At 36.7% G+C, this 12,727-nt stretch carries 10 protein-coding genes; 7 read left to right on the top strand and 3 right to left on the bottom strand.

Annotated features, from left to right (window positions below; genetic code table 11):
- Window positions 1-61 precede the first annotated feature (61 nt).
- Together RM573_RS05995 and dbpA are read left to right on the top strand one after the other, a co-directional pair.
- Window positions 62-2,632 (top strand): sensor domain-containing phosphodiesterase, encoded by a 2,571-nt coding sequence (locus RM573_RS05995; protein WP_311578694.1) that lies wholly within the window; start codon window positions 62-64, stop codon window positions 2,630-2,632.
- Between the two features lie 110 nt (window positions 2,633-2,742).
- The gene (dbpA, locus tag RM573_RS05990; protein WP_311578691.1) at window positions 2,743-4,131 is read left to right on the top strand and encodes an ATP-dependent RNA helicase DbpA; all 1,389 of its coding nucleotides are present in this window, start codon (window positions 2,743-2,745) and stop codon (window positions 4,129-4,131) included.
- 50 nt (window positions 4,132-4,181) lie between these two features.
- Here dbpA and RM573_RS05985 read toward each other — a convergent pair whose 3' ends face one another.
- Entirely contained in the window at window positions 4,182-5,243 is a 1,062-nt protein-coding gene (locus RM573_RS05985) for a hypothetical protein (RefSeq protein WP_311578689.1), read from the bottom strand.
- Window positions 5,244-5,408: 165 nt separating this feature from the next.
- Here RM573_RS05985 and RM573_RS05980 point away from each other — a divergent pair, with 165 nt between their 5' ends.
- Window positions 5,409-7,190, top strand: coding sequence for an acyl-CoA dehydrogenase C-terminal domain-containing protein (locus tag RM573_RS05980; RefSeq protein ID WP_311578686.1), 1,782 nt, complete (start codon window positions 5,409-5,411; stop codon window positions 7,188-7,190).
- 109 nt (window positions 7,191-7,299) lie between these two features.
- Here the strand turns inward: RM573_RS05980 and RM573_RS05975 are convergent, their stop codons facing one another.
- Complete coding sequence (locus RM573_RS05975; protein ID WP_311578683.1) at window positions 7,300-8,031, bottom strand: MipA/OmpV family protein; 732 nt, start codon at window positions 8,029-8,031, stop codon at window positions 7,300-7,302.
- A 361-nt stretch (window positions 8,032-8,392) separates the two neighbouring features.
- Between RM573_RS05975 and RM573_RS05970 the strand changes: the two genes are divergently transcribed.
- The 3 genes from RM573_RS05970 to RM573_RS05960 are packed head-to-tail and all read left to right on the top strand — an operon-like array spanning window position 8,393 to window position 9,645.
- The gene (locus RM573_RS05970; protein ID WP_311578680.1) at window positions 8,393-9,109 is read left to right on the top strand and encodes a 1-acylglycerol-3-phosphate O-acyltransferase; all 717 of its coding nucleotides are present in this window, start codon (window positions 8,393-8,395) and stop codon (window positions 9,107-9,109) included.
- On the top strand, window positions 9,106-9,456 hold the full coding sequence (gene rraB, locus RM573_RS05965; RefSeq protein ID WP_311578677.1) for a ribonuclease E inhibitor RraB: 351 nt from the start codon (window positions 9,106-9,108) through the stop codon (window positions 9,454-9,456). The genes RM573_RS05970 and rraB overlap by 4 nt, the downstream gene beginning before the upstream one ends.
- 27 nt (window positions 9,457-9,483) lie before the next feature.
- Complete coding sequence (locus tag RM573_RS05960) at window positions 9,484-9,645, top strand: hypothetical protein (protein ID WP_303454866.1); 162 nt, start codon at window positions 9,484-9,486, stop codon at window positions 9,643-9,645.
- A gap of 74 nt (window positions 9,646-9,719) precedes the next feature.
- Here the strand turns inward: RM573_RS05960 and RM573_RS05955 are convergent, their stop codons facing one another.
- A complete protein-coding gene (locus tag RM573_RS05955; RefSeq protein ID WP_311578671.1) occupies window positions 9,720-10,739 on the bottom strand; it encodes a LacI family DNA-binding transcriptional regulator in 1,020 nt (339 codons plus the stop codon).
- Between the two features lie 222 nt (window positions 10,740-10,961).
- Between RM573_RS05955 and pgi the strand changes: the two genes are divergently transcribed.
- On the top strand, window positions 10,962-12,608 hold the full coding sequence (gene pgi / locus RM573_RS05950; RefSeq protein ID WP_311578669.1) for a glucose-6-phosphate isomerase: 1,647 nt from the start codon (window positions 10,962-10,964) through the stop codon (window positions 12,606-12,608).
- The last annotated feature ends 119 nt before the right edge of the window (window positions 12,609-12,727 follow it).

Raw genomic sequence — 12,727 nt, 5'->3', positions numbered from 1 at the left:
GAAATTTATCTAATTTCCAGTCATTATGCATTGACTATCATAAAGGTTTATAAGTGAAAGTATGGCGGAAGAAATAACTAATTATATGAATTCATTATCAAAAGAAGATGGTGACTTAGCGAAAGAGTCTATTCTTTTGTTGAAAAAATATCGTAAATTAGAAGAGCGTTATACGGCTTTATTTACCCTTAATCAGTTATCAAATGAATGTGCTAACCTCAACACTTTCTACCGTCAAGTTCACCAAGCTATTGCATCCATTATGAATGCAAAAAACTTTTATATCGTGCTATATGATCAAGTTTTTTCTACTTTAGAATTTGTTTATCATGTTGACGAAAAAGATAGTACCCCTCCTGGTTGTGTTGATTTTGATGATCTAAAAGGCTCAATGACCTGTCATGTTATTGAAACAGGTGAACCTTTACTAGCAACGCCAAAAGTTGCCAATGAACTCCAAGAGCAAGGCAAAATTGAAAATATGGGAACCGTGGGGACTGATTGGCTTGGCGTTCCTTTAATGAGCGGTGGTATTGTTATTGGGGTGATGGCCGTACAAAGTTATACCGATTCAACTCGCTATCAAGAAAATGACCTCGATATGTTAACGTTTACAGGACAACATATCGTTGCAGCCATGGAACGTTTACATGATAGAGAACGTTTGCAAAAAGCGGTTGATGCTAGAACTAAAGAGTTGATGAGCCAGATCCGTGAGCGAGAAAAATCAGAGTTATTACAAGAGTCGTTATTTCGAATTTCAGAGTTAACCAATGACTCGAGTATCGATATCAATAAATTTTATGACATGGTGCATAATATTGTTGGTCAATTGATTAACGCCGAAAACTTTTATATTGCCAAATATAACAAAGCGAAAGATCTCTTATCTTTTGTGTATTATTCCGAGCAAGATGAAGGTTCAGATGATATTCGTGGGAAATTTGAACCGAGAAAGTTTTCTAAAGGCTATACTGAACTGGTTATCCAAAAAGGGAAAACAATTCTTCTCAATCATGATGATATGGTGGCTTTAAGCGAACAAGGGAAAACGAATAAACCGGATGGAAAAACCAAGTCATGGTTGGGTGTCCCTTTAATGCAATCGAGCGAAGTGATTGGTGCCATGGTTATCCAAAGTTACCAGACCAATGTTATTTACACTGAGCAAGATGCTGAACTGTTAAATTTTGTTTCGCAACATGTTTCGACGGCGATTAAACGCCGTGAGCTTGCACAATTTGAGCGTAAAACCCAAGAGCTACTAGAGCAGCAAGTTAAATTGAGAACGGCGGAACTTGAAGATGAAATAAAACAGCGGAAACAAATGGAGGAGCAGCTTAAGTATACTGCCTCTCACGACAGCTTAACGGGTTTACCTAATCGCACGGTTTTTCTCGATTTATTGAATCATGCAATTGCTTGCCATAAACGCCGTCCAGATTTTAAATTTGCAGTACTTTTTTTAGACTTAGATCGTTTCAAAGTGGTTAACGATAGTTTAGGGCATCATGCCGGAGATATCTTATTAAAAAAAATTGCCAAAGAACTCTCTGTTATCGTTAGAAATAAAGATACCGTAGCTCGTTTGGGCGGAGATGAATTTGTTATTTTAATTGAAGATTTAGATACCCCGCAAGAAGCCTATGATGTTGCGCAACGTATTACCGAAATATTGTCAGCGCCTTTTATCATTCTTGAACAACCGGTATTTATTGGCACAAGTATCGGCGTGTTATTTAATGATGATCGTTATGAAAGTGCTGAAATTATGCTTCGAGACGCAGATACCGCCATGTATCATGCAAAAGACATGGGTAAAGGTCGTTATGAAGTATTTGATTCCAGTATGCATAAAAAAGTACAAAATGCTTTATTACTGGAAGCTGATATCCGTGAAGCGATTCAAGAAAAAGAGTTTGTGCCATTCTTTCAACCGATAGTGCGATTAAGTGATCATGAAATTGTGGGTTTTGAAGCGTTAGCACGTTGGGCAAGTGAAAAACGTGGTTTTGTTTATCCTAATGATTTTATTCCTTTTGCAGAAGAAACTAAACTTGTCCTCGATATTGATTTCCAGATTTTAGAAAAGTCTTGTCGACAACTAAAAAATTGGCATGTTGAATTCGACCGAGACGATTTGTACGTCAGTTGTAACTTATTTTGTGAACATTTCTTTAGTCCAAATTTAGCCAAAGATATTGCGACTATTATTAAACGAGTAGGGCTGAATGCCCGTCATTTAAGAATAGAGCTAACAGAAAGAGCGTTATTAGAAAATAGCGATATTGTGTTAGATAATATGATGGCATTAAAGAAAATGGGGGTAAGAATCTTACTTGATGATTTTGGTACAGGATATTCAAGCTTAAGTTATCTTCATCGTTTTCCAATTGATGTCTTGAAAATTGACCGCTCCTTTATTAACAATGTTCATGAGCATAATAATCATCAGGCAATTATTAAGACGATTGTTGATCTGGCAACGAATTTACAAATGGCTACCGTGGGTGAAGGCATTGAAAACCTTGCTGATGCCGAGTTATTGACACAAATGGATTGTGTTTATGGTCAAGGTTATTATTTTTATAAACCGATGCCTTCGCATGAAATGAATAATTATTTGGCTTAAAAGCGCCATTATTTTTACTTCATTTTAACTGAAGCTAAGAGAATTCTGGTTCCTTGGAAGCGAGTCCTTGCTATACTTACCCCCTCATTTATATTTAACAGACCATTATTTTGACCGAACTTGATTTTTCCAACACTAACCTAACACCTGAATTGATCGATAACCTCGCTTCTCTTGGTTATCAGCAAATGACTCCTATTCAGGCACAAAGTTTACCAGCTATTATTGCCGGTAAAGATGTTATTGCTCAAGGTAAAACTGGCTCAGGTAAAACGGCTGCATTTGGTTTAGGTTTATTGCATCATTTAAATGTAAAACGTTTTCGTGTGCAAGCTATGGTGTTATGTCCAACCAGAGAGTTAGCCGATCAAGTTGCTAAGGAAATTAGAAAACTGGCTCGTGCTATTCACAATATAAAAGTACTTACTTTGTGTGGCGGTACACCAACAGGGCCTCAAATTGGATCTTTAGAGCATGGCGCACATATTATTGTTGGTACGCCTGGACGTATTGAAGATCATTTACGAAAAGGTCGTTTAAATTTAGATGAGTTAAAGACTCTAGTGTTAGACGAAGCAGATAGAATGTTAGAGATGGGCTTTCAAGATGCATTAGAGCTTATTTTTTCACTTTGCCCAGCTAAACGCCAAAACTTATTGTTTAGTGCAACGTTCCCAAAGCAAATCAAACCAATTACCGAACATATTATGACTGAGCCATTGATGGTGAAGGTAGAGTCTAAGCACGACCATTCGTCAATTAGTCAACATTTTTATCAGGTTGATAATGACGAAGATAGAATTGCTGGCGTAGAAAAGTTATTGATGGTTAATCAACCTGAATCAGCGGTGGTTTTTTGTAATACCAAAGTGGAAACACAAGCGTTGGCCATGGCTTTACAAGAGCGTGGATTTAGCTGTGCTGCGCTAAATGGTGATTTAGAACAACGCGATAGAGATCAAACCCTGATCTGTTTTGCTAATAAAAGTGTTCATGTTTTAGTGGCAACGGATGTTGCTGCACGTGGTTTAGATGTTGATAATTTAGATATGGTAATTAATTATCAACTAGCACACGACCCTGAAATACATGTACATCGAATTGGGCGTACTGGTCGTGCTGGTGATAAAGGGATGGCGTGTACCTTAATCAGCCATAAAGAAGCTCATAAAGTGATAAAACTTGAAGAGTATTTAAATATTTCAATTTCTCCAGAAGACTTATCTGACTTAGTTGTTGAAAATTCGTCGATTAACAAAGCTAAAATGGTGACCTTGCATATTGATGGGGGTAAAAAACAAAAATTACGTCCTGGCGATATTTTAGGTGCACTGACCGGAAATAAAGCCATTAGTGGTGAGCAAATTGGCAAAATTCAAATTTCCGCTATTGCAGCTTACGTTGCTGTGAATAAAAACGTTGCCGATTTAGCCGTGAAAACGCTCACTAATGGCAAGTTAAAAGGCAAAAAATTTCGAGCGAGAAAGTTAAAACTTTAATGGTACTGCTTGAAAAACAAAGGTAGAGAGCTAGTTATTCACAAAGCTCTCTATTGTAGTAAAAACTCATCTTCATCAACTTCATCAATTGATTGCTCTTGTGCTGATTGTTGTGTGCGCACAATATCGTGAAATGTTTCTAACGTATAATGTCCATTGTAAATGGCTTGTTCTGAATCTGGCGCTATTTTTCCTAGAGCAAGCACCGCAGGGCCTGTAGGCTCTGCCAACACATAAGTAATCCCTTGATGTTCCACGGTAATATCATCATTTTGTGGAGCGACTTTTATGCCGATAAAAGCATGATTTTCAATATATATCAGTGCTAACTTTATCCTTGGCATTAATACCCGTAAAAGGGAAGCCGTTAATGTGACTTTACTGTCGCAATCGCCTTGATTTTCCCATAATAATTTTAGTGGCGGACTAAACCCTGCTCCCGAGGATGTGATCCTTGATTCCAATGTTGAATAAGGAATACTTTGGACAAAATTTAAAACATAATTTGACACGATTCGAATATTTTTAACATTTGATTTTTCTAGAATAATTTCTTTAAGAGATTTTAAATCCTTTACGGATTCTAACGCTATTCTGCCGTGATCAGGTTTAATGGCTATTGTTTGGTTTGGTGTTATAAATTGATGATAATATTTTTTGGCTAGGTACTCTTGAGTAAACGTTTGTTCAAGTTGGGCTATTTTTTCTGAAGTGTCTTGCAGTAATTGCGGATTATTACTTTTTATCTCAGCTTGAAAATTATCGTATGCCTCTTTAAAAGTCACTTGAACACCTTGAATGGGGGTTTTATTAAAATGCTTTTTTAATGACTTATTCACATATTCATGAGCGAGCTTAGGTTGATAAATTGAAAATGACCGATAACGATCAAATATTTTTTGTTGAGGAAGTGAAAAGCTGATCGCTTGTGTCTCACCCTTATAATCTCGAAATTGATAACTGAAATGATAGTTAGCGTCGATTAATTTTTTGGAAAAGTGAGTTTGCTCTGCAACAGTATAAACACTGAAGAAAAATGGCATAAAAATAAAACAGAATGCTTTTAGCGCTTCTATAATATAAGAAAGAAAACCAGTCTTTTTAATCATCATTTGAATAATAAGCGTTATGCGTTGCAATATCGAATAATTAGCTACTTTATGCAACCTGACAGTGAAGGACAAGGATTTTACTGTGAAAGACTTTACATTTACTGAAATTACGCTATATTCAAACGATTGTTTGAAATGTACGTTTGAATTTTAAGGGTTAACCACATGGCTGATTACCAAGCACCAATAAAAGATATGAATTACCTGCTATATGACGTTTTCAAAAACGATCAATTGTGGGCAACTTTACCGAATCTAGCTGAGCATGTTGATCGTGATACCTCTGAAGCGATTCTATTAGAATGTGCCAAAATTGCTGAACAGGTGATCGCTCCTTTATCGAGAGAAGGTGATGAAATAGGTGTGAGTTTTGACAATGGTAATGTCACTACGGCACCGGGCTATCAAGCTGCTTTTCAAACTTATGCTGAAGGTGGCTGGACAGCATTAGGTGGTGACGTTAATTATGGCGGCATGGGCATGCCTAAAGTGATCACTTCCTTACATGAAGAAATGCTTTGTTCTGCGGATATTTCATTTTCATTATATCCTGGTTTAACCGCCGGTGCCGGCTTGTCTTTAGCAAAACATGCTAGCGAAGAAATTAAACAACGCTACTTAACTCGAATGTATAATGGTGAATGGTCAGCCACTATGTGTTTAACAGAGTCACATGCAGGTACAGATTTAGGCATGATCCGAACAAAAGCGGTTCCTCAAGCAGATGGTAGTTACCACATAACCGGTAATAAAATTTTTATTACCGCGGGTGAACATGATTTAACTGAAAATATTATTCATTTAGTTTTAGCTAAGTTACCAGATGCACCAGCAGGACCAAAAGGAATATCACTTTTTGTAGTACCTAAATTTTTAGTCAATGATGATGAAACCATTGGCACAGCAAATCATGTATCTTGTGGTTCAATTGAACACAAAATGGGGATTCATGCTTCAGCAACTTGTGTAATGAATTTTGATGATGCAAAAGGTTATTTAGTCGGAGAAGTAAATAAAGGTTTAGCCTGTATGTTTACTATGATGAACTTTGAACGTATCGGGGTTGGTATTCAAGGTTTAGGAGCCGGTGAACGTTCTTATCAAAATGCCCTTGAATACGCCAAAGACCGAGTCCAAAGTCGCTCTCTTTCAGGCGTAAAGTCACCAGATAAATCAGCCGACTCAATTATGGTTCACGGCGATGTTCGTCGTATGTTATTAAATATGAAGGCCTTGAATGAAGGTTCGCGTGCACTCTCTTTATATATCGCAATGCAGTTAGATATTGCGACCTATGGTGAAGGAGACGCTCAAAGTAAAGCGGAGAAGTTAACTGCTTTGATGACGCCATTGGCTAAAGCCTTTTTTACCGATCTTGGACTAGAGAATACTGTTGCAGGTCAACAAGTCTTTGGCGGTCATGGATTTATTCGTGAATGGGGACAAGAGCAGTTAGTTCGTGATGTTCGCATCGCACAAATATACGAAGGCACAAACGGTATACAAGCAATGGATTTATTGGCTCGAAAAATTGCAGGGAGTAAAGGCGAGTTTATGCAAATTTTCATCGATGAGGCGAATGCGTTTATTAGTGCAACGACGGCTGAAAATATGCAAGAATTTATCGCTCCCCTTAAAGTAGCGGTAGATGACTTGCAAAAAACAACGTCAAATATTTTATCGGCTGCCTCTAATAACATTGAAGAATTAGGGACTTCTGCTAATGATTTTCTACATATCTTTGGGTATACCGCAATGGCACTTGTTTGGGCAAAAATGGCGGAAGTATCATTAGCTAAAGTAAGTGAAGATGAAGCTTTCCATCAAAGTAAATTGCATACTGCAAGATATTATTTTGCAAAATTATTACCTCGCAGATTATCGTTAATGGCAGCTATTAATGCCGGTGCTGAACCGTTGTTTAATATCCCAGATGATTTATTCTAATAGAGTGAGTCAAGTAAATTAACATTTGTATTAGCTAATGAAAAAACGCTCAACTTATATGGTTGAGCGTTTTTTTATCCAGCATATTTAATCTGCATTTATCAGATGCTTAAAAAGCGTAGCTGGTACCAATTAATGCCATATGCAGATTGTTATCTTCAACTAATGGGCTGTTTTCTATTTTGTCATCAAGCGTTGTTGAACTTAACATACCCAGTACTTTCCATCGTTTATTAATAGAATAAGTACTCACTATGCCCAGCGTTGTATTGGTTGCGTGTAACTCTTCAAAAATAGAAACATTATTTGAAAATACATCTGTGCCGAAATAGCTTTGGACATTGCTTTCATCTAATGCTTCTACTTTTGCCGTCAATGAAACATTTAATCGATGATTGTCATACAAAGTATAAGCACCTTGAAGGTAAACTTTACCGCTGGATAACAAGTTATTAGAATTTGATATCACCCCAGTTTCAGCACTAAATCGTCCTTTACTGTAAGCAAAATTAACACTACTGATCGGAGTGCTTTGGGCAGTGCTTTTGACCGAAGACAGTCGATACAGACTTGATGAATTATTGCTTGTTAGCCTATCATTATTTACGTGAGTATATGTATTGCTATGTAAGTTTACATTTGATTGTTCTGGAAGAATTAACCCCAATGACTCTGCGCTATTGTCACTGAGGTATTTCGGAATATCGAGGGCATCTAAGCCCCATTGATTAGAAAACTTTTTACTTTTGTCATCAGTAAATTGCTTCGTCAACTCAACCTCAGTAAAGGCGTAACTGTTAAAGCCAATAAGCATAATGACAAAGCATAAAAACTTTTTCATTTAGTCTTTCCTTTTATTTTCCACAGGTCAGTTCGTTATTATTTTTAATTGTGACTCGCTGGCAGTTATTCGCTAAGGGTGGATGATTATTTTAATCACAGCGATAATGTAACTATAGACCTTGAATGGAAAAAAATAAGCTTGTTTAATTGAAAATTTATAAGTCGCTGTTTTTAATTTGTATTTTTTGAGTGTTATCTTGGTAGGAATAATCACTTGAAGGTAACCATGATTGGCTCATTGATGAATATTATTATTTGACCTTAAACAGGTAGCGCTTAGGGGACGGTAAATTGAAAATTCGATCTTCTCAGAAAGATTAGTGTATACTCGCGTTTCTTTAAAAAAGTAGGATGGTAAGTTGTTAGCTTTAATTCGTATCATTTTAATGACTGCTGCCTTAGTCATTATTTGTATATTTTCTTGTCTTTATTGTTTGTTAAGACCCTTTCACCCCAATAATGTTTATATTACGGCAAAAGTCTTAGGGAAAGTGACGAAAATATTTGGATTAGACGTTGAAGTGCGTGTACCTGATTCTGTGAGAAAAATTTCTCCGGCAGTCTATATCTGTAATCATCAAAATAGTTATGACATTTTTACTGCAGCTAATGCTGTCTTGCCAAATACGGTCAGTGTTGGTAAAAAAAGTTTAAAATGGATCCCTTTTTTCGGCCAAATGTATTGGTTAACTGGTAATATTTTAATCGATCGTAAAAATACTAATAAGGCAATGAATACCATTGCATTAACAGCTAAAAAAATCAGAGAAAAGAATCTTTCAGTATGGTTATTCCCGGAAGGCACTCGCAGTAACGGTAAAGGTATCTTATCTTTTAAAACAGGGGCGTTTAGAACGGCTATGCAAGCGAATGTACCTGTAATACCTATTTGTGTCAGTAATATGCATAACAAAGTGGACCTTAACCGCTGGGATAATGGTAAAATTATTATCGAATATATGGAACCTATTTCATTAGAAGGTATTACAAAAGATAATATTCGGACCGTTGCAAATAGTACCCGAGATAAAATGATAGCTCAATTTGAGCGTTTAAATAAAGAGGCTGAACAATGATAGATGAATCGTTACAACAATGGTTTGAGCACACTGAATCACTTGTTTCTGCTTTACTTGAAGATGGCAGTAATGAAGAAGCTCACCATACCATTGAGCATCATTTTTCATCTGCTGATTTTGAGCAATTAGAAAAAGCAGCAGTATCTGCTTTTAAAATGGGCTTTGAAATTGAAGAGCCCGAAGAAGCAGAACTCGAAGATGGTTCCAAAGTTTTCGCGTTTGATATCATCACAGAGCAACCACTTGATGAAGATATTTTAAAAGATGAAACGAAATCAATGTTTGAGTTGGCGAAACAATGCAAAGTTGATTATGATGGATGGGGAACCTACTTTGAAGAATAATAATATCAAGTAAAAAAGGAGTTTATCATGGAGTGGTTAGAGCAATTATTGAAAGCTGAAACATTATCACTATTAATCCCGATAGTGGCAATTGTCGGTGCTTTTGCTGTTGCTGCTTTAAAAGCGCACCATAGGCATCAAGAACGTATTGAGAAAATTAAACAGGGTTACGATCCTGATAATCTTTAATTTTTCGGACACTTGAATCGGCTATAAAAAGTGAAGTTTACCTTCACTTTTTTTATACCCTTTAATTAATAGATTTATTGATTGATTTGACTCGTGGAGTCACGCACCACGAGTTGCGGGGTATATTCTGTGATAATATTCGAAGCTGCTTGTTTTCTTGCTTTTGCTATTAATAAGTTGGCAGCACCTTCAGCAATTTTCGGGTTAGGTTGGTTCGCCGTGGTTAAACGAGGCCAAGTTTGTCGAGAGAATGGGCTGTTCTCAAATCCTGTTATTGATAATTGCTCTGGCACAGGAATTCCCATTAATCTAGAAGCAAATAAAGCCCCCGCAGCTATTTCATCGTTACAAGAAAAAATCGCAGTTGGTCGTACGTCTCCTGCCATTAATTGTTTTGCTCCGTTTACACCAGATTCAAACGAATATTCGCCATCGATGATTAAGCGCGGATCGATTTTTATCCCATTTTCTTCTAGCGCTTGTTTATAGCCTCTTAATCGTTCAACCGTTGACATATGTTCTGATTGTCCGGCTAAAAAGCCAATATCGGTATGGCCTAAATCGATTAAATGCTGAGTGATACGCATAGATGCTTGGTGATCATTCACCATAATACAAGGGGTAAGGTCGTCAGGGGCAATGTCACCAGACATGATCCGAACGACATCTATTTCTAATGATAAAAGATGTTTAACAAATTCCGGCATTTCAGAAAGGGGCGGCGTTAAGACTAAACCAGCGATTCTTGAATGTTTTACCATATTGGTTATTTCATCAACAATGCCTTCAGAATTTGAATTACACGGATGAATAAGTAATTCAAATCCTTGCTGTTTACACGCAGACAAAATACCGTTTTGCATATCAATAACGTAATATGCATTTGGGTTATCATAAATAAAGGCAATACTATAAGCTTTAGTACCAGCAAGATTTCTTGCGGCTAAATTAGGTTTATAATTTAATTCATTAACGGCTTCCATCACTTTTTCACGGGTAGGTTGGCGAACAGAAGGCTCGTTGTTCATCACACGAGAAACTGTTTTAATAGAAACACCCGCTTGTTTGGCTACGTCGTTAATTGTTGCTTTCATCTATCCATACAGCCTTAAATTATAATTGTTATTTTGATAGTATTTTACTGAGATGGGTAGAATATTGCTTTATTGAATAAGCAGCAAGCTTTTATCATAAGCTTCACTTAACTTACATGTTAAAGTACTAAATAGCCTTTGATCATATTTATGGTTTGACAGCGCTGTCATTTTTAAATATGGTTACCTCATCAGATAATAAACTATGCATTAGGAAGAGTTATGTCAAGTCGCCAATCTTTAACTAGTTGGAAAAAATTAAGCCAATTGGCATTAAACAAAAAATCTCAACATATGAACGATTTATTTGAGCAAGATAAAGATCGCTTTAATAAATTTTCAATTGAGTTGCCAAAAATGCTTTTAGATTACTCTAAAAACTTAATTGATAGTGAAACCATGTCAACGTTATTTGAGTTAGCAAATGAATGCGAAGTGGTTGAATGGCGTACTAAAATGTTCGCGGGCGAAAAAATCAATAAAACCGAAGACCGAGCTGTATTACATACTGCTTTACGTCGTAATAGCACAGAACCTCTCATTGTCGATGGCGATAACGTCACCGAAAGCGTGCAAGCTCAATTGACAAAAATGGAAGGTTTTGTCAATCGCGTTAGAGAAGGTAAATGGAAGGGGTATTCAGGAAAACGTATCACAGACATTGTAAACATTGGTGTCGGTGGTTCAAATCTTGGCCCTCAAATGGTCACAGAAGCGTTAAAACATTATAGTGATCACAGTGTCAATGTTCATTATGTTTCCAATGTAGATGGTGCTCAAATCGTTGAAATATTGCGCCCATTAGATCCTGAAAAAGTTCTGTTTATTGTCTCGAGTAAAACATTTACGACAACTGAAACCATGACTAATGCAAAAACAGCGATAAAGTGGTTAACGGCTTCTTCATTTGATGAAAGAGCGGTTGGCAAGCACTTTGTTGCGGTGACAGCCAATAAAGAAAATGCCATGTCATTTGGTATCGAAGAAGAAAATATATTTGGTATGTGGGATTGGGTTGGCGGACGTTTTTCTCTATGGTCTGCCATCGGTTTGGCGATTGCCTTGGATTTAGGTTTTGATAAATTCAAAGCATTATTAGCCGGGGCTGATGAGATGGATCAACACTTTGTTAATGCGCCGCTGGAACAAAACCTACCTGTGGTAATGGCATTGTTAAGTGTTTGGAATACCACCTTTTTAGGCTCTAAATCACAAGCGATTCTTCCTTACGATCAAACATTACATATGCTGGCGGCTTATTTACAACAAGCCGAAATGGAAAGTAATGGTAAATCAGTTTCATGGGATGGCGAAGAAGTTGATTATGCAACGGTACCGTCAATTTGGGGGGAGTTAGGGATTAATGGCCAACATGCTTTTTATCAATATCTGCATCAAAGTAACAATGTCGTTCCTGCTGATTTTATTGGCTCAGTGGAAAGTGTGACACCGGTGCAAGGCCATCATGAAACATTAATGTCTAACTTTTTTGCACAAACACAAGCATTAATGACGGGTGTAAATGAAGAGCAAGTGCGTGCAGATTTAAAGGCGAAAGGTCGTACACCTGAATATATTGATAAAGTAGCACCGCATAAAGTTCATAAAGGCAATCGACCAACCAATACTATCTTGTTGAAACGTATCGATCCTGAAACCTTAGGTAGCCTGATCGCGGCTTATGAGCATAAGATTTTTGTACAAGGAATTATTTTACAGATATGTTCATTCGATCAGTGGGGGGTTGAGTTAGGTAAAGGGTTAGCGGCAAGCATTCAAGTAGAATTAGAGGGTGAAAGCATTTCCGATAAGCATGATTGTTCAACTGAAAACTTAATTAATTTTTATAAACAAGCTAAAAATAAATAACCTTATCGTTATTCTTTTAAAAGGAATGTTTAATCAACATTCCTTTTTTTATGCCTATAAATGTATTTTTATTCACTAAAATGTGGTTTTTATCCTAATATTTAATAAATTAATATAAA

The organism is Thalassotalea castellviae (genome assembly GCF_031846185.1).
Lineage (GTDB): Bacteria > Pseudomonadota > Gammaproteobacteria > Enterobacterales > Alteromonadaceae > Thalassotalea_H > Thalassotalea_H castellviae.
The sequence above is the reverse complement of the archived record's forward strand: the minus strand, read 5'-3'. Positions and strand labels throughout refer to the sequence as shown.

Coding starts and splice junctions, on each gene's coding strand:
- RM573_RS05995 (WP_311578694.1), top strand. CDS start 62: ATGGCGGAAGAAATAACTAATTATATGAATTCATTATCAAAAGAAGAT.
- RM573_RS05985 (WP_311578689.1), bottom strand. CDS start 5,243: ATGATGATTAAAAAGACTGGTTTTCTTTCTTATATTATAGAAGCGCTA.
- RM573_RS05980 (WP_311578686.1), top strand. CDS start 5,409: ATGGCTGATTACCAAGCACCAATAAAAGATATGAATTACCTGCTATAT.
- RM573_RS05975 (WP_311578683.1), bottom strand. CDS start 8,031: ATGAAAAAGTTTTTATGCTTTGTCATTATGCTTATTGGCTTTAACAGT.
- rraB (WP_311578677.1), top strand. CDS start 9,106: ATGATAGATGAATCGTTACAACAATGGTTTGAGCACACTGAATCACTT.
- RM573_RS05960 (WP_303454866.1), top strand. CDS start 9,484: ATGGAGTGGTTAGAGCAATTATTGAAAGCTGAAACATTATCACTATTA.
- RM573_RS05955 (WP_311578671.1), bottom strand. CDS start 10,739: ATGAAAGCAACAATTAACGACGTAGCCAAACAAGCGGGTGTTTCTATT.
- pgi (WP_311578669.1), top strand. CDS start 10,962: ATGTCAAGTCGCCAATCTTTAACTAGTTGGAAAAAATTAAGCCAATTG.